Below are 18187 nucleotides of genomic sequence, written 5' to 3' on the forward strand. Positions count from 1 at the left end.
TTATGGATACTCGGTTACATTCATGGCGGCAGTTCTTGGGGTTTACTGGCCAGGGTTATTATGCGTGGCGTTCCCGAAGCGCCCTACGCCAGGCCAGGGCACAGCAGCGGCGGCGTTTTGATGAGGCGGTAGCAAAAGAGTTTGAAAACTCCCGGCAAACTTATGGGGCGCCGCGTCTAGCAATAGCCCTGCGCCGGCGCGGTATTCATGCGGATAAGAAGACCGTGGCCAGGTCAATGAAACGCCAGGGTTTGCAAGCAATTAGTGCCCGCAGTTTTCGCCGTCCGGGCCGCAGAGAAAAAACAGAGTGCGACTATTCGGATCACCGTGAGCGTAAGTGGGATAAAGGTGCCCTGGACCGGGTGTGGATTACCGATTTCACGTACCTGCGTTCCGGGGAAGGTTGGGTGTATCTGGTAGCCATTAGGGATGCCCATTCACGGCGCGTTCTCGGTTATGCAATGAGTGATAAGCAGACCACTCAAACCGTGCTAAAAGCCTTGGATATGGCGATTGGGCTACGAGGGCAAGCGCCACGTAAATTGGTGTTGCACGCGGATCGGGGTGCTCAGTTCACGTCTAAGGAAATGGGCGAGTATATGGAGAGAATTGATGGGCACATGTCAATGGGACGAACCGGGGTGTGCTGGGATAACGCGATGTCTGAAGCTTTTTGGGCGATCTTGAAAGTAGAACATTTCTACCGGTATGCCTTCGCCACGCGCAAGGAAGTCTACGAGTCAGTATCAGAGTGGATCGAAGTGTTTTATAACCGGACCCGGATCCACACGGCTATCGGCGGTCACACACCCGTCGAATATGAATTAATAACCGCGGTACCATTCGTGGAAGCCGCTTAGAAAAACGTCAACAACTTGCGGGCAAGCCCAGGAAGTACCACCCCGACGATAAGCCAAATTCGGCATAATTACCCCTTAAGGAGTTGATTTACAATACGAACGCCAACCAAACTGGTTGGAAACAAGAAATCATCTTCTAGGACTGTGCGGTAGCGCCAACTACCGCACAGTCCGCCCTAACTACACAAACGCGTGGACAAAACCTCCTCATCCTGTGCCAATTCCGTATTTCTAGGGACACGGCACTTCCCACGAATTTCCACTTGCATCTCCCGCAAAGCAGTAGTTTGCATTCTCGTAAGACTCGACCCATCCGCCGCCTTGTGCCGGAGCTGGAGCGGGGGCTGGAGCCGGGGCGGGGGCGGGTGGACGTGCCGGAGCTGGAGCTGGTGCTTTCCGCCCGCTGTTGCCACCACTACGAGCACTCGAGCTGCTGCTCTTGGTAGTTTCTTTGTTGACGGAGGACTGGCTAGTAGCCCTATTGCTACCTGCACTTGCAACGTTCGATGTGCGTGGCTGGTGAGCCGTGGCAGCCGCAGCGGCTGCTTGCTCACTATCGTGGCGCGCCTGCAGGGCCTGGATTAGGCCTGGTAGTTCTTCTTCCCCAGTCTTGATAGTTTCCAGTGCTTGTTCGCGCCATTTGCTATCCATACCAGATACGTCACCACCGATACTGGTTTGCAGGTCGGTAAGGGAATGCCGGATCTGACCAATCCGGCCCGTCTCATCACTATCAGGATAGGCAGCTACTAACTGATTACCACTACCGGCTAGTTCGAGTACGGCACCTAACCGCCCACTAAGCGTATCTTCTGCCCACGCCCGCCGCGCAGTCCCAATACTCTCAGTCCACTGGTCAGCTTGGGTATTCCATTCACCAGCAAACACGGCCAGGCTATCCGTTAATTCTTCTAACTGTCTCGTTTCATTCTTGACCGTCCTCGTCTTCGCATTGGCAAGGTCCACTTGCTCACGCTGGTGTGCAAGTTCTGGTCCTGGCCCGCACTCCAACCCCAGATCGGAGGCGTCTGCTTGGCAGGTTTCCCACACACCCCGAGCGCTCTCCACAGCCCGCCCGGCTTCCAGGTAAGCCTCCTGGTAGACCGGCCAAACCTTCTCATAGGCCTGTCTAACCCGGATAGCGTTATACGCCGAATACCCCCAATAAGCACCACCGGCCAGACCGCCAACAACCAGGGCGGTAATACCCCACACCCACCAACGCCGACGCCTTGCTACCGGCAAATCTTCCGGTCCTGCTGGCGTAGCACCACTTACCCCACCAGCCGGCCCGGCCCCTGGCGTGGCCGGGTTTTCCTCGCCTGGCACGGCGCTTTCAACCTCGTCTAGCACCACTGTTTTCGTGTTGTCCATGGATTTCTCACTTCCCCTCGTCTCGTAAGGAAATCCCCAATAAAAACATTCTTCCAGAATATGGTTCTAACTAGCTGCTACCACCCCCGTTCCCGGTGTGCTAAAGCCGCGTTAGCACGCAGTTTCTCGCCCAGTTCAGCCCACCCAGCAGGCGGAGCACTTGCCCGCTCACCGGCCGGAACACTCGTGTCCACCAGCGAGTTCGTATGCGACCGGGCCTTACGGGCCGTAGCCGGCACCTCACTGGTGAACTGGCCAACCCGGAAAATCACCAAACCCGCCGGATTCTTCGCATCTTGCGGGAACGGATCCATGTTCAACCGCGTGTGAATCTGAATCGGTTTCCAACCCAAACGCAACGCTTCACGCAGCAGATCGCACACCCGGCCCAACGCCGAAGGCGGTAACACCTCACGCAACCGGGAAGGCACACACGCATCCACCAGGCCCAAATCCACACCAACATCAGCCGCGGAATCTGAGACCGGGGCTTGCGAGGTGTCCTGCGCCGGGTCTGCCACCACGCGCGAGCCTGGCCCGCCCTGACCAGGCCCGGACAGGCCAGGCTCGCCGGGGCCGGCGTCAGCCGCCCCGGCCACCACGTCGTCAGTCCGGCCTTGCAAACTTTCACGCCCGCCAGCCACCAAGCCCGGACGCGAACCTACCCGCCCGGTCTCGTTAGAACCAGTCAACGTATGGCTGGCTGGAGGATCTACATGGGGGTTAACTGATCTTATGGGTACATGTTTTTGCACCTGTGGCAGACGAGAATTTGCACCTGTGGAACCCTCCCCCGTCTCACAGGTGAAACTTTTGCACTTGTGGACTTTCCCGCGTGATTCCGCCATTTCCTCCACAGGTGCAAACTTTGCACTTGTGGACTTATCCACAGGCAAGTTTTCCACAGGAGGGTTATCCACAAGAGATTTATCCACAGATTCAGGTTCACTGATCGGCGCTTCCAGCTTTGAAACATCAAAGTCACCGACCTCCATATTCACCCGATAATCAGTACCCGACCGGTGCTTATGAGCACCACGACTAGCACACGAGGGGGCATCAGAATCGCACCACCGATAACGAGGCGTGCGAGTAATAAGCCCCCACTCCTCCAAAGACTTCAAATGAGTCTTCACGGTACGCACCTCACACTCAGAACTATGAGCTATCTCACCCATCGACCGCCACGTCACCTGCTCATCATTCGCAAACTCACACAAAGCAATAAGAACCAGCTTGCAATTAGCACCAATACCACGCACCTGATCCAAAGCCCACGCAGACGCCCGCCAACTCATGACGCCACACCCTTCTCACAACGAGCAACGTGAACTTCAAGGAGGATTACAAAACCCCGGGCGATGCGGCTAATGCGGTTGCAACACTGGGAAATATCTCCGCGCGTGCGGAGAAGAGAAAGTAAACTGGCCAACCCTAGGGTTTCTCTGGGAAATACCTCCGCGCGTGCGGAGAAGAGCGTGCAACGCATAAAGCTTACGAGCTGGGCGGTGAAATACCTCCGCGCGTGCGGAGAAGAGGGGGTTGAACGTTTACAGATTTTGATCCGCACGGAAATACCTCCGCGCGTGCGGAGAAGAGTAAGCCAAGCCACTTAGGCGCACCTCCTTTCTGGAAATACCTCCGCGCGTGCGGAGAAGAGACGCTGATTGCTCGGAAGGTGAGTGCCATGTCGGAAATACCTCCGCGCGTGCGGAGAAGAGGGTCACCGAGCGGGTCACCTTCCGGATCACCGGGAAATACCTCCGCGCGTGCGGAGAAGAGCTACGCGCCGGGTGCCGTCAATCTTTTCCGTGTGAAATACCTCCGCGCGTGCGGAGAAGAGGCATGATCGCTGGCTTGGTCCGCCACATTGTAGGAAATACCTCCGCGCGTGCGGAGAAGAGTCATCCGGCCATATTCCCGCGTCGGTTAGGCCGGAAATACCTCCGCGCGTGCGGAGAAGAGCTGAGCCTTACCAGGCCCGGCGAAAACACGATGGAAATACCTCCGCGCGTGCGGAGAAGAGTCCCGCAGGACTCCAGTCGTTGAATGTTGCTGGGAAATACCTCCGCGCGTGCGGAGAAGAGCTACGGTTGCGTAGTCCTTTTTGTTTCCTACGGGAAATACCTCCGCGCGTGCGGAGAAGAGGCAAGCCGGCCCAGAAAATACCTGTATTCCTGGGAAATACCTCCGCGCGTGCGGAGAAGAGATGAACATGCGGCGCGGTGCATAACATTCACCGGAAATACCTCCGCGCGTGCGGAGAAGAGAGCCAAATTGCGATGCGGCATGAGGGGCAGCTGGAAATACCTCCGCGCGTGCGGAGAAGAGATGGAGTTAGCCGGCGGGGCCGAAAATGCACCGGAAATACCTCCGCGCGTGCGGAGAAGAGATCCAGCTTCTTCGAGGCTTTTAGCGGTTTCCCTGGAAATACCTCCGCGCGTGCGGAGAAGAGATCCAGCTTCTTCGAGGCTTTTAGCGGTTTCCCTGGAAATACCTCCGCGCGTGCGGAGAAGAGCCGGGTCCACTATCACTAGCGGCACACTACGCGGAAATACCTCCGCGCGTGCGGAGAAGAGGGAGTGAGTCGCGGAAGAAAATCCATTATCCAGGAAATACCTCCGCGCGTGCGGAGAAGAGGGCGTGGTGAGTGTTCGCCGCGACCCAACCACGGAAATACCTCCGCGCGTGCGGAGAAGAGTCATCCGACATTTGGCAAGCCGTTTCATACATGGAAATACCTCCGCGCGTGCGGAGAAGAGTCGCGCGGGCTACCATCAAGCGCCTGCGTATAGGAAATACCTCCGCGCGTGCGGAGAAGAGCTGCACGAAATCAGAGACATTAGCCCCAAGCCGGAAATACCTCCGCGCGTGCGGAGAAGAGCTGCACGAAATCAGAGACATTAGCCCCAAGCCGGAAATACCTCCGCGCGTGCGGAGAAGAGTTATGTCCTAGCACCGAGGAATACGGAATACCGGAAATACCTCCGCGCGTGCGGAGAAGAGAACATGGTGCCCTAGCGGGATCATTTCATCCCGGAAATACCTCCGCGCGTGCGGAGAAGAGGTAACCTGTTGTAATCCACGCCGGCTTTCACCGGAAATACCTCCGCGCGTGCGGAGAAGAGTGATGGTGATCGGCGGCGGGCTTGCTTGGCAGGGAAATACCTCCGCGCGTGCGGAGAAGAGGATCCCGGCCCGAATGCTGATAAACCATCACCGGAAATACCTCCGCGCGTGCGGAGAAGAGCATCGCGATAGGCCCGTAAAAGAGTTTTACTGGGAAATACCTCCGCGCGTGCGGAGAAGAGACACAACACCGATCTAGGGCCGTTTTTAAGGAGGAAATACCTCCGCGCGTGCGGAGAAGAGCGGAATGTACTTGCCTGGCAAGGCCGGTAAACGGAAATACCTCCGCGCGTGCGGAGAAGAGCGGAATGTACTTGCCTGGCAAGGCCGGTAAACGGAAATACCTCCGCGCGTGCGGAGAAGAGGACCTCGCCACCTGCACAGGTTTTGCTAGAACGGAAATACCTCCGCGCGTGCGGAGAAGAGTCTCCAACACGCGATTCACTAATTCCATGCCGGGAAATACCTCCGCGCGTGCGGAGAAGAGTTTCTCACTATTGGGGAAGTTGTGGGAAGGGGGGAAATACCTCCGCGCGTGCGGAGAAGAGCGGATCTACCGGCAAGCCTACGAAATTTACGAGGGAAATACCTCCGCGCGTGCGGAGAAGAGCGGCAGGAGGCGACTGGCGCGATCCTGCGGGGGGGGGGGGGGAAAACCCCCGGAGAAGAGTTGCGGTAGGCGAGAGTTATCAGGCCCTGAGCTGGAAATACCTCCGCGCGTGCGGAGAAGAGTAGCCGACGACATCAAAGGCGTAGTTCTCGAAGGAAATACCTCCGCGCGTGCGGAGAAGAGTGTTGAAGTCTCCAGCCATGCCGGTACCGCAGGGAAATACCTCCGCGCGTGCGGAGAAGAGCGTTAGTGGCTGGGGATTGAAAGACCCCGAAGGGAAATACCTCCGCGCGTGCGGAGAAGAGAAGGAAACCGAGATGGAAGAAAAGACAGTGCCCGGAAATACCTCCGCGCGTGCGGAGAAGAGGGGGGTGTCCTTGTTGTAGTGGAGCATGGCATGGAAATACCTCCGCGCGTGCGGAGAAGAGCGCCGCTATTACCGGCGGGCACACTGATTAGGGGGAAATACCTCCGCGCGTGCGGAGAAGAGCCGGCCGTGTTGCGCGCCCGCGTCCTGAGCAGGGAAATACCTCCGCGCGTGCGGAGAAGAGGCGCCGTGAAGGCCTGGCAGAGCGTAAAGCCCGGAAATACCTCCGCGCGTGCGGAGAAGAGCGGGCGTTTCGCGGCAGGTGGTGGAGCGAGCGGGAAATACCTCCGCGCGTGCGGAGAAGAGGTTGGGCCGCGGTATACGTAACCCTATTACCGGGAAATACCTCCGCGCGTGCGGAGAAGAGATTCTGTGCACGCGTTTATTCCGGTTAATTCGGGAAATACCTCCGCGTGTGCGGAGAAGAGCTCCCCGCCCATAGGCCCCGCCCACAGCAACGAGAAATACCTCCGCGCGTGCGGAGAAGAGGGTGTTCCCACAACCCGGCGATGTCGCTTTCTGGAAATACCTCCGCGCGTGCGGAGAAGAGCGATTCACCAGCTCCATGCCGGTTATCGCAAGGGAAATACCTCCGCGCGTGCGGAGAAGAGTAATCCCGCCCCGATCAGCCACCAGATCATACGGAAATACCTCCGCGCGTGCGGAGAAGAGCAAGCCGGTTCGGGCGGCCTGTATCCCCGTACGGAAATACCTCCGCGCGTGCGGAGAAGAGGGGGCAATAGTCGAGGGTGTCGATTAGGTCTAGGAAATACCTCCGCGCGTGCGGAGAAGAGTCGATAGGGAGGTCACCCTCAAAATTAAGGCCGGAAATACCTCCGCGCGTGCGGAGAAGAGTAGTGGGGGCAATGAATTTCGTCGCCTACCACGGAAATACCTCCGCGCGTGCGGAGAAGAGAGCCACAAACCACCACCCCCACAACCGCCCATGGAAATACCTCCGCGCGTGCGGAGAAGAGAATTTGCCGCCGCTATACGCGCCCGCGGCTACGGAAATACCTCCGCGCGTGCGGAGAAGAGAGCCACAAACCACCACCCCCACAACCGCCCATGGAAATACCTCCGCGCGTGCGGAGAAGAGAATTTGCCGCCGCTATACGCGCCCGCGGCTACGGAAATACCTCCGCGCGTGCGGAGAAGAGAGCCACAAACCACCACCCCCACAACCGCCCATGGAAATACCTCCGCGCGTGCGGAGAAGAGAATTTGCCGCCGCTATACGCGCCCGCGGCTACGGAAATACCTCCGCGCGTGCGGAGAAGAGTCTCCTAATACGGTGCGGTCCTATATTTCCCAGGAAATACCTCCGCGCGTGCGGAGAAGAGTGTTTGAGGGTTTCGATGAGCGGGCCTGCCTGGGAAATACCTCCGCGCGTGCGGAGAAGAGGGGTGCAAAAAGCTGTTAGGAGGGGAGAAGAAGGAAATACCTCCGCGCGTGCGGAGAAGAGCCAAGCTAATCCAGACCGGTATGCCGCGATCGGGAAATACCTCCGCGCGTGCGGAGAAGAGCGACAGACCGCCAACCTTCCGGATTGCGGAGAGGAAATACCTCCGCGCGTGCGGAGAAGAGCGACTTCCGCATTTTTGAAGGCCGCTAAGGTTTGAAATACCTCCGCGCGTGCGGAGAAGAGCCACCTTCTGAAGCCGTACGTTCATCACCGCCGGAAATACCTCCGCGCGTGCGGAGAAGAGTGACCGGGCCGTATTGTCAGTACCTCGATCGGGGAAATACCTCCGCGCGTGCGGAGAAGAGTTGTCGAAGAAGAGAACGAGTGAGGTGCGGGGGGAAATACCTCCGCGCGTGCGGAGAAGAGCTTTTGGGATCCGCTCACTGCGTCATCGGAGAGGAAATACCTCCGCGCGTGCGGAGAAGAGAACGCGCCCGCCGGTGGAAGCGCTAGCGACCCGGAAATACCTCCGCGCGTGCGGAGAAGAGCAGCCCCGTCAATGACCGCTTCGGTCAAATATGGAAATACCTCCGCGCGTGCGGAGAAGAGAGGGCGCTTCTCGCGAGACCGTGGCGAGCCTCGGAAATACCTCCGCGCGTGCGGAGAAGAGATCACCGGTACGCCCTGCATACTCGCTGAGTAGGAAATACCTCCGCGCGTGCGGAGAAGAGTGCGGCGCGGTGCCCTGGAAATCGGGCATGCCGGAAATACCTCCGCGCGTGCGGAGAAGAGCGGTATTAGCGCGGAAATCGGCCCGGAAATTGGGAAATACCTCCGCGCGTGCGGAGAAGAGTCGACGCGGATGATGTTGACGCACGGGCTACAGGAAATACCTCCGCGCGTGCGGAGAAGAGGGAGGTTTCTACCCTAAGGGCGGCTTAGTTCGGGAAATACCTCCGCGCGTGCGGAGAAGAGTTTCCGGATTGAGATACGGGACAAGGATAGCGGGAAATACCTCCGCGCGTGCGGAGAAGAGCACGCGCGGCATCACCTACAACGGCTTCACTGGGAAATACCTCCGCGCGTGCGGAGAAGAGCGAGGATTTCGGCTCTCTGCTGACCGAACGCTGGAAATACCTCCGCGCGTGCGGAGAAGAGACTAAATGACCTGCGGTTTTATCGGCCGCTCGCCCAATTTTCGTTAATCCTACCGGGGCGCGAAGCAAAAAGCGTCAAGCCGTCGAAGTCGAGTGCCTTGCAGGCTTGCCGCCCGCTCATTTCAATTCCAAATCCTTGCTCACGGGAAGAATCGTTGTAGATCAAGACTGCGGAACCCTCTCCGGTTACTGTGCTGAGGCGTTCCCAGAGCTGCTCCTTAACATTGCGCGAAATAACGCCCACGTAAAGCCCCGAGCTCACTTCGGAAAGGAATCTACTCACATATCCATGTACGTGCTCAGGCACTGCGGAAAGCTGAATGACTGCAAACACTATTCTTCATCCTTGCCATACTGCATATGCCCTGGCACTTCCCCTGAATCATCAAGAAGCCTGTCATCGTCGCGATGCGGCAGATGCGGCTCCAAGATCTCCATTAGAACATCAAGCATAGTCGGCAACACATTTTGCCGATGTATTTCCTTACGCAGCCGACGTCGAATTTCCGCCACCGGCTCTACCTCGTGGGCACACGAGAAAACTAGTGGCACCACGAGTCGCGCCTTGAAAAGATCCGCCAAATCAAAAAGCAGTGCCCGCGCGTTTCCCCGATGAATCACGCCCAGTGCTGGGTTCACCCCGATAGCCGAACACACAGTTGACGCAACGCCATACATAATAGAATTAGCGACGTTTAACCCCGCGTTTACAGGATCTTCCGCCTCCGGATTACGCTTAAACCCCTTGATCTTCGCCTTCTTAGCGCCCTCCCGGTAAGCACTTCGCATGAGCCGGCCTTCCAGTCCCCGCATCACCTGCAGAGTTCCGCCTTTTATTACCCCTTCCCCAAACTGTTTACAGTAAAGCTTGCGGGCAGCTTCTTTCACATGCACTTCGGAAGAAATCAATTTCGCTTGCGCGATTGCCCACTTAGCGGAAGAAGTCAACGGCGTCGCCACCGCGTAACTCGTAATTCCGCTACCTCCCGAAAATACCACCACGCATCCCGCCCTCGCGCACGAAGCCATAGCCGCATGCGAAATACTCGTTCCCGGCCCGAGCACCAGCACTCCGAGGCCGGCTACCGGTAACTGGATCCGCAGCTTCAGCTGTTCGGTCTTCTCCCTATCTTTTACGGAAGCTTTCGCTTCCGCATCACTCATTTCCGAAACATCCGCTTCCGCTTCATCTGCTTCCCCATCACCCGCTTCCACATCATCCGCTTCCGCTTCACCCGCTTCCGGAGCTCCTGCTTTAGCATCATCCGTTTGGATAGCGATAACGCCGGTGCGGTCTTGCCGTATGAGTGCCCGCTCTAGGTACAGATACGAAATCCGGTCAGATATTCGCACTTGGTGGCTAGCTGGAATGCGCGAGAATGCCAGCGCCTCCTCAGAATAATTCATGCGTGATTCTCCCCCGCACTTGCCGAGCTGTCCTCCCCGGTTCCGCCCTCTAGCCCCACGTAACCAATCTCTGGAGAGTAAAACCTTTCCGCACCTCGCAGCAAGTAATACCCCGCCAGCACTGATTTCGAGTCGCTAAGCGATTCCAAACTGCCCTCTTCACACAGCTGCGCGAACATATCCTGCTTGATACGCACGGTTATAGAAGCTTTGAGCGCTGCACGAATTATTGTTTGCCTGCTTTCATCTTTAGGTAACCGCTGCAGTTCTTCCGCAGTTCCCTGCCAGGCACCGGGCACCGCGTCCGGGTCCCCACCCATAATCAACTGGTATTGGTCGCTATCATCAATGAGACGGGTGGAACTTTCGTCTTTAGGCAATCCCACGGTAAGAGCTTCAAAACTACCCGCTTGTGGATCTCCCGTAAGCAAATCCGCGATCCGTGCCTTTCGATTGCCCGCTTTCATCGCCTGAATAATCTGTTCTGCTACTGCTTCTTCGTCATCCGCAGTCACTGCATCTTCTAAAGAAACCGCTGCTGCGTCCACAAATTCCTGCGCATTTTCCGGCAAAACTAACTTACCCCGGGGCCGAATCCAATCCACGGTACGTGTGAGTTCGGCTTTCAAGTATGGCCGCACCTTCCATGCTTCTGGATCTTCAATTACGGCCAAGCTCAACTCCATCCCAGTTTGCCCCGGAGCTCGTTCCGCCCGCAATGGGTCTTCACGCCGCCACAGCCTACCTAACCGTTGAATAAGCGAAGGAGCGGGGCAAAGTTCGGTGCGCATAAAATCCAGATCGATGTCTAGCGATGCTTCGATCACCTGCGTGCCGACAACGGTTATTGCGCTTCCCGCACTCCCGGCTCCCACCGTTTCATGAAGCCTTTCGGTAAGCACGCGGCGATGCTCTGCCGTCATCCGGGAATGCAAGAGAACCACTTCGCTCCCCGCCGCGCGAGCAAGTTGCGCCGTTTCTTGCGCACGCGCCACTGTATTGCAAATAATGCCAATGCGCGCCTGCGGGAACCGCTGCCGGATCCGCTTTTCCCACGCGACGTGCCCCTCCACCATCTCTGCAAATGGCACCTCATCCACCGCAATTTTTATCTCGCGAGCGCGGTCCGGTACCTTCGCGATCCGCAGCTCCGATTCAGCAAGAGATTCTACTGCGGGAAATTCGGTTTCTGGCAGAGCGAAGTTTTCGCCGCCGTAGGCGCGCATAAGCCTTTCACGTTGCCAGCTGGGCATGGTTGCGGTCAAGAAAGTAACGCGTGTACCCGTAGCGGCGAGCCACGGTAAAAGCTGACCCAAAAGCTCGGTTTGATACTGATCGAGGGTATGCACCTCATCAATTACCACGTGCGCATTTGCCAACGCTAATAACCGTAAATGGATCCATTTTCCAGGAAGGGCACCAGCAAGTGCCTGGTCAACGGTGCCCACGCAAATTGGGGCCAGTAACCGCGAAGCTCCTGATTTGACGAAGGTGGAAGGGTACAGGCCGCTGGGGCGCTGACTTTGCTCGGCCTCTATTTCTAGTTCCGCATCAGCTTTGGCATTTTTGTGCTGTGTGTTGGAATGGCCAGTGCTTTCGTCGTCGTACACCGTAATCGGGTTGGCATAAAAATCTTCGATCGAGGCGAGCCCGTGGGCTAGAGAGGCAACATTAGCTGTCCCGGCGTAGATTTTTTGGATGCGAGCCATCATGGCATTAGTAGTAGCTTGCGTTGGCAATAGGAAAATCAGGCGCTCGTTTTTCGTGGCGTGGCGTAGTAGTGCCGCCTCGGTTTTGCCCGAACCGGTACTGGCCATAATCGAGTACAGTCCGGCCCCAGACTGCATAGCTTCTGCTTGTGCTGGCCGCGGAGCATGCCCCTGGAGGATTTTCTTACAGGCTTCTTCGGTGTTTCTCCAGGGCGGCGTGTATATGCCAACGGTTTCCCGCACTCGTTTTTCTGCTTCCGCGGAGCGGCGGGCAATCCAATCGGCTGGGGTGGCAAGGAGCTCCGGAGATTTGGCCAGAATTTCCTGCCCCGCAAGTACAAATTCTTCCCCCGAAGCAATTCGATCTGCCAGAATCACCAGTCCGGAAAGTAGCAAAGTGATAGCCGGAGCAACGGTTTCGGGCATTTCCTCTCGCGATATCCCGCATCCGGCAGCAACCGCGGCCAGTAAATCGCTTTGCGCGGCCGCCCAGCGGGTTTTTTCTACTTCCAGTAGGGCGGGGCGAATTTGCCTGGCTCTACCAACCACGCACTGCCAGCGCCCGTGATGGCCAGCTACTGTAAGTTCTTTCCAGGTGGCGCGCGCGGGAGCTTCCCGCCGTAATAAGTCCCCTTGCAAAGCGTACGCGGACCACGCTTCATGCCTGCGAATAACGGGATCCGTACTGGTAATGAGGGTACTTAGTGGAGAAGGTGGGCCGTATAACCCACTCGCTTTGATGCGACGGCGAATCTCTTCCCACACTTCTCCGCTTCGGCGGGGCTGAAGTTGAAACTGTGGTATGGCTTTTCCGGCGTCGTGCGCTCCACCCAGAAACTGGACCGTTTGCCGAGCTTTAGGGCCAAGTTCCGCGCTAATAAGATCACGCAATTCGGGTCGTAACCAGGAATCGTAAAGCACGCCGATCACGGTAGCGGTGTCGAGCAAGTGCGCTAGAAGTGGGTACGTTTTGACGAGCCTGCTTTGTTTTGCCCATAGCTCAGGGTGGGTATTCATGCTAACGGCCTAACCGTTAGAAGGCCACATCCGTAGCTTTTTGCTCGGCCAATTCCTTGCAACTGCAACTGCAAAAGCTGTTCCGGATCGGCAACGCGTGCCACGCCGTCAACGGTATCTACTTGCACAACCCTGCCACTACCGCCCCTGAGGTTCCTTCCTGCGCGATCTGTTCCGAGCACTTCGCGCTGGTGGTTAATGATTTCGACGCCGGTGAGCGCGCCCACGAATCTGCTTTCTAGCCATGGGGTCATACGCGAAATCCCTTCCGGCGCTTCGGTATCGCCATCAAAAGGAACCGGCACCGCCTTCGTACCACCTCGTTTTTTACCACTTCGGGTATAAGATTCCGGCCCTTTTTGCCGCCGAATCGCATTGATTGCTATCCGAAATCCGAGTACTTGCCCCACCGGATACTCGCTGAGCTCTATTTGCTTGACTTCCAGACCCTGGCGTTCCTCTGGCCGTAACTGTGCTTGCACTAAGAAAAATGGTGGTTGACCTGGAAGTTTATCCACCCGGAAAAGCACTCCTGCCGCCGCCCGTCGCGCGCTTGTGCCGCTCTGTGCATCCGCCTCTGTTTCACTATCCGTCAAATCGCCGAATAGGGACATCACCGCACGATGTCGAAATTTTGGATCGTTAGGATTCCAGCCATTTTGCGGCTTGTGTTCTGCCTCTTGGGCGAGAGCCTCATGTAGCGGATATTTGGCAAGATATACGCGCTCGGACATGAACTTTCCTTTCATCAGCAAGCCCCCGCACCCTCGCGTTGAGCATTTAGTTAGTACAATGTTACGGTATGACCACTAGTGTGGTCGGCTAAGCCCACTGCAGTCTATTGGACCATAGCGCCGCACGTTGGTGTGCGGCTGATAAGGATGTAGGAATCATATGAATGGTGACGCACTTAAAACCGTGCAGTGGATCCACACCACTTCTGGCCCCTGCACACCGTATGAATTCTTGCTGCATTGCCATGAAACCGAATACGCACTTGATTTAGACCGACCCGGGTTCGAGGTGGGCGCGCAATTCCGCTTCTTACTTAGCATGGTAGCCCTGGCAGTACGCGAAGAGATTCCGGAAAGTGCGCGCCCAGGTGGCCGTATCACTCGGGATCAAGCCGAAAGACTAGTAGAAACAGGCTTTACCGAGAGTGCGGTTGCGGCCGCCTACGAAAAAGTGGCTCCCTACGCAAATCTTCGCGATGCCGAACGCCCTTTTATGCAGAGGCCAAGATTGGAGCCCACCAGCCCGAAGGACAGTTCACGCCGCTTGGGGCGAAATGATCATCCAGTGAAAAAACTATCTCCTGCAATGCCTTCTGATGAAGGAGAAGATTATTGGAATTTATTGGTTAGTTTCCCAGAAGTTCTTACCGAAGCAGCAGCCACTCTATTGCTGGTGGTTAACCACTATTACTCGCTGGCTGGAAATAACAACTACGACGGCGACAAAGCGCAGATGGGGGCGCCTGGAATTCGTTTCCTGGGCAAAGGGAACGCTGCAACCGAATTCTGGTGGCAAGAAGATGAGCAAATACCTCTTGCCAGCATGTTAACGTCAATTCCTCAAAATTGGATTCCCGGCGAAATACTTCCTGCTTGGGCAGAAAGGGATCCGAAGAAAGCACGCGAAGGCCTCGAGTTCGCCCCGCTCTGGGCTGCTACTTGGAGCTCAAATACCGCGGTCGGTTTTTGGGAAGGTGAGGAGCTTACTGGCGTACGAGTTGGTGGCATCCCCACTTCCTGGTGGCCCGTTAATGCTTCTGATAAAAGCGGAAAGGCCCTGTTGAAACAATGGTGGGATACGCGAAACGAAGCCGATCCGCTATATCTTTACGTCGCAAACGATAAGAATGAGCTCAAGGCGCAACGTATCGATTTTGGACGCGATGGCACCGACCTTGCGGTCGAGTGGGCGGCAGAAGAGAAAATGCGGGCACTCACGGAAAGCACCGAACAGAATCTGCTACCCACATCGGGAGCTGATAGGCGCCCGATTTTCCTCCGCCACCAGCTCGAGGGTACTGCTTCTTCTCCGTCAATTCGTGCCTCTGAAGTATTCTTCCCAGACGATACGGTATGGGCCTTCGATGTTCCTGAAGAGGCAATTTTCGCAGTGGTAGATGCAGCCCAGATTATCCGGGAAGTCCATAGTATTTTTCGGGGCCGATTCCGGCGCCACTCCTCGCAAGACAGTAAGCGTGAACAGTCTTCGGGGCGCCTCACCCCTATTTTGGACGCGCTTGCGGATGCCCAGCCCGATGCTTCTGCCGAATTCTGGCGCGAGGTAACTGCCACTTACGAGGATTTCCTCGATTCGGCACGGCAGGGTCAACCTGATGTGGAAACGTTACTACACGGTTTACATCGAAGTGCTTTACTTGCTTATGACCGGGTGACCCACCCCTATCTGGACCAACATTCGGCGGAGATTTACTACACCCGATCTGCACTTTCCCGAATAATTCGGGCGAAGCTACGCGAAAAGTACCCAGTTTTCGATGAGGAATTGAAGGGATAATCTCATGGATAATGCTCGCACGGCCACACCTCAGCAACTAATCGCGCGCATACTCTCCCGCCGGGCGGATGGAACCGATAAGACCTTCCGCCAGCAACGCGCTAACTTACGCCGCGGCATCGACGAAAATACGGAAACATTCGCAATTCCTTACGTATTCCCATTCCTTTCCGGGGATTCGAGCACCCACGGCCAAAAAGTGCTGCTAAGAACCGCAGCGCTGGTTGCTGAATTCGTGGAGATACCGCAGGATGATCGCACCTCGGATAGGCCACCAAAGCCATTCGGGCGGTGGTGCTACGAGGTGTCTGTAGCCCAGGCCCGAAAAGATGGTCAGGAGTTTATCCTCAACCCAGATAAACCCGATACGGTTGCACAGCGGCTCGCCTATATCCACACCCAAGACTTCGAGGAGGCAGTTCGCTCCGTGTACCGCCTGATGCAGTACGCGCGCGGCCTCACTCCACCACCCAGCCTGGATTATTTCGGTCTTTACCGGATGCTCAGTCGCTGGGGAAATGGAATCTCGGAGAGATCTAGAAAAGTTCGTTCCGCGCCGCTACGGCACTATTACGCCGGCGCAGCAAGCTATTCACCCAAAGATAATTCCGATTCAACCACTAATACGCACTAAGGAAAAACATGGCTCGTCACCTTACTATCCATCAGATAACCAACGTTCCGTATTCAAATCTGAATCGTGACGATTCAGGCACTCCGAAGCGGGTCACGTTAGGAGGCGCTTTACGAGCTCTCCATTCCTCGCAATCTATCAAACGTGGCATTCGCACCAAGTATGAAGAAGCCAGCCTTAACACCTCCGTCAGGTCCGGAAATATACTTGACGAGGTCATGGCAACTGTGGCCAAACTAGCCCCGGAAGCGGATATTCCCGCCTTACGGAAGATCGCCAATAAACGAATTGGAGAACTGACTAAAAGCAGTTCCGCGGAATCGGAATCGGACCGTTCAGTGTGGGTTAGTCAAGAGGAAATCAATACCCTAGCGGAGGCGCTAATACATCCAGATTCTGCAGAGGATGGAACGGATTTCATTTCCGGGAATGCAACGGGTTCTCTTGCTATTGCCGCTTTTGGCCGGATGTTTGCAAACTCTCCCCAACACAATACGGAAGCAGCGATTGCGGTATCGCCTGGAATTACCACCCACGCGGCAACTATCGAAACGGACTACTTCACTACCGTTGACGATATTAAAGAACGTGCGGGAGAAACCGGGGCCACCTATCTCGGCGTCGCACGTTTCGTAAATGGCACGTTCTACCGTAGCGTCACAATTGATCGTGAGCAGCTTAAAGAAAGCTGGACCGGATACGAAATGCCGGAAAATAGAGAGAATCTAAGCGAACTAATTCGAGCTATTGTTTACGGAGCTCCCCGCGGCAAAGAAAATGCCACAGCTCCCTACACGATGCCAAGCCTTCTGCTTGCGGAAGAACAGCGGTACCGCACGGCATATAGTTTCGAAAAACCGGTGGAGGCAGGCCGTGATGGCGGGTATGAAGAAACCAGCATTGCCGAACTTAACCGGCAATACAAGCAAGCCCGGTCCTTCGATCCGGGAAACTTTGGCCCTCTAGAACTCGTTTCCGGCACTGCTGAGCTTGACGAAGGCGAATTTGCCGGCGCCACATCCTGCAATCTCGATGACTTCATTGCGGGCATTGTGGATTGGATTCTAGAGCCGCTTAAAGACGCCGGGAATGAGGAGTAATGGATTGCCTCTACATTCGCCTCGCCGCTCCCCTGCAGTCTTGGGCAGGGCCGGCGGTAGCGGGAAATATCGTTCGCACCGAACGATTTCCCACGCGCTCTGGCCTCAAAGGCCTTCTCGCTGGGGCACTCGGTGCTCGGCGCGGTGCTTGGCCGAGTTGGCTGGATGAAGCTGAGTTTTGGGTTCGGCAAGATCGAAAACCTTATCTCACCGACGATTTCCAGACAATTAACCCCCGCGAAGAATCTGAGGAATTTCGACGCCGCATGATCATAATCCAAGGCCAACGGGTTAGTAAAAAGACCCTGGTCTTCACACCCGACGCGCGAAGCGGAACCTCGATCGTAAATCGCACCTACCTAGCCGACGGCGAGTTTTTGGTACGAATCGCGGTAGCGGGCAAGGAAGACGAATTGGAAGACGCCTTGAGCTCCCCTGCTTTCGCCACCTATCTGGGCCGGAAAGCTTTCGCGCCAGAGTTTCCTTTCTACCTGGGTAGAGGATCTGCCAATGCTTTTACTCAGATTCCTGCACCATTGCTAGCGCACCAAGAAGCAAATACCGCACAACGGCCGCTTACTTGCGTACTCTACGGACCTCATACGAGCCCGCAGGGAGAACGCACGCAGAATCTAGTGCCCGTCGTTGCCACTCAAAAGGAGCGGCTAGAGAAAATCTCCGAGTTGCTAGACATACGGCGGCCTCTGAATGCGCGGGCCTAGCCCGAAAGCGGCCAGCTAGATCTTCAAATCCCAAACTCCATAACTCCGATTCTGCCCACGCCACCCGGCGTGGGCAGAATTACTTGTTCAACCTTGCTGACCTTGCTAAACTCCTTGGAGGGTTTGGGAAACTGTTTCTAACCCGCAATTTTTTACATCGAGGTTTG

The 18187-nt window shown here is 56.3% G+C and carries 11 protein-coding genes, 1 pseudogene and 2 CRISPR repeat arrays; of the genes and pseudogenes, 5 read left to right on the plus strand and 7 right to left on the minus strand.

All coding sequences use genetic code 11. From position 1 onward, the window contains the following. The coding region (locus BLT47_RS01185; protein WP_074660889.1) for an IS3 family transposase at window positions 1-860 on the plus strand (860 nt) is incomplete at its 5' end. A gap of 231 nt (window positions 861-1091) precedes the next feature. Here BLT47_RS01185 and BLT47_RS09045 read toward each other — a convergent pair. From BLT47_RS09045 to cas6e, 7 genes and pseudogenes are all read right to left on the minus strand, one after another. Further along, complete coding sequence (locus BLT47_RS09045) at window positions 1092-2234, minus strand: hypothetical protein (RefSeq protein ID WP_074660891.1); 1143 nt, start codon at window positions 2232-2234, stop codon at window positions 1092-1094. Between the two features lie 77 nt (window positions 2235-2311). Next, window positions 2312-3229, minus strand: a complete 918-nt coding sequence (locus BLT47_RS01195) for a hypothetical protein (RefSeq protein ID WP_256332491.1) — start codon at window positions 3227-3229, stop codon at window positions 2312-2314. 111 nt (window positions 3230-3340) lie between these two features. Then, window positions 3341-3532 (minus strand): annotated as a pseudogene (locus tag BLT47_RS09685) (helix-turn-helix domain-containing protein); the annotation flags it as partial. Between the two features lie 89 nt (window positions 3533-3621). Then, window positions 3622-5974: a CRISPR direct-repeat array (repeat unit 29 nt; unit sequence GGAAATACCTCCGCGCGTGCGGAGAAGAG). Window positions 5975-6066: 92 nt separating this feature from the next. Continuing rightward, window positions 6067-8903: direct repeats of the CRISPR family, unit length 29 nt; unit sequence GGAAATACCTCCGCGCGTGCGGAGAAGAG. An 18-nt stretch (window positions 8904-8921) separates the two neighbouring features. Then, complete coding sequence (gene cas2e / locus BLT47_RS01200; protein WP_065414662.1) at window positions 8922-9236, minus strand: type I-E CRISPR-associated endoribonuclease Cas2e; 315 nt, start codon at window positions 9234-9236, stop codon at window positions 8922-8924. Further along, window positions 9236-10309, minus strand: coding sequence for a type I-E CRISPR-associated endonuclease Cas1e (gene cas1e, locus BLT47_RS01205; protein WP_049619635.1), 1074 nt, complete (start codon window positions 10307-10309; stop codon window positions 9236-9238). Before cas1e ends, cas2e begins: the two co-directional genes overlap by 1 nt. Further along, window positions 10306-13035: a CRISPR-associated helicase/endonuclease Cas3 gene (locus tag BLT47_RS01210; RefSeq protein ID WP_074660894.1), complete on the minus strand. Its 2730-nt coding sequence runs from the start codon at window positions 13033-13035 to the stop codon at window positions 10306-10308. The genes cas1e and BLT47_RS01210 overlap by 4 nt, the downstream gene beginning before the upstream one ends. After that, window positions 13032-13769: a type I-E CRISPR-associated protein Cas6/Cse3/CasE gene (cas6e, locus tag BLT47_RS01215; protein WP_074660896.1), complete on the minus strand. Its 738-nt coding sequence runs from the start codon at window positions 13767-13769 to the stop codon at window positions 13032-13034. The genes BLT47_RS01210 and cas6e overlap by 4 nt, the downstream gene beginning before the upstream one ends. A 160-nt stretch (window positions 13770-13929) precedes the next feature. On the opposite strand from cas6e, the gene BLT47_RS01220 reads away from it, so the two are divergent. From BLT47_RS01220 to cas5e, 4 genes are read left to right on the plus strand one after another with little or no spacing between them, the layout of a single operon-like run. After that, window positions 13930-15564, plus strand: a complete 1635-nt coding sequence (locus BLT47_RS01220) for a type I-E CRISPR-associated protein Cse1/CasA (protein WP_083329980.1) — start codon at window positions 13930-13932, stop codon at window positions 15562-15564. Window positions 15565-15568: 4 nt separating this feature from the next. Then, window positions 15569-16198 carry a type I-E CRISPR-associated protein Cse2/CasB gene (gene casB, locus BLT47_RS01225; RefSeq protein WP_049619632.1) on the plus strand — a complete coding sequence of 210 codons (630 nt, stop codon included), beginning with the start codon at window positions 15569-15571 and terminating at the stop codon, window positions 16196-16198. Window positions 16199-16206: 8 nt separating this feature from the next. Beyond that, window positions 16207-17298 carry a type I-E CRISPR-associated protein Cas7/Cse4/CasC gene (cas7e, locus tag BLT47_RS01230; protein ID WP_049619631.1) on the plus strand — a complete coding sequence of 364 codons (1092 nt, stop codon included), beginning with the start codon at window positions 16207-16209 and terminating at the stop codon, window positions 17296-17298. Next, window positions 17298-18020: a type I-E CRISPR-associated protein Cas5/CasD gene (gene cas5e, locus BLT47_RS01235; protein ID WP_074660898.1), complete on the plus strand. Its 723-nt coding sequence runs from the start codon at window positions 17298-17300 to the stop codon at window positions 18018-18020. Before cas7e ends, cas5e begins: the two co-directional genes overlap by 1 nt. Window positions 18021-18187 lie beyond the last annotated feature (167 nt).

This window comes from Actinobaculum suis (assembly GCF_900102025.1).
Taxonomy (GTDB): domain Bacteria; phylum Actinomycetota; class Actinomycetes; order Actinomycetales; family Actinomycetaceae; genus Actinobaculum; species Actinobaculum suis.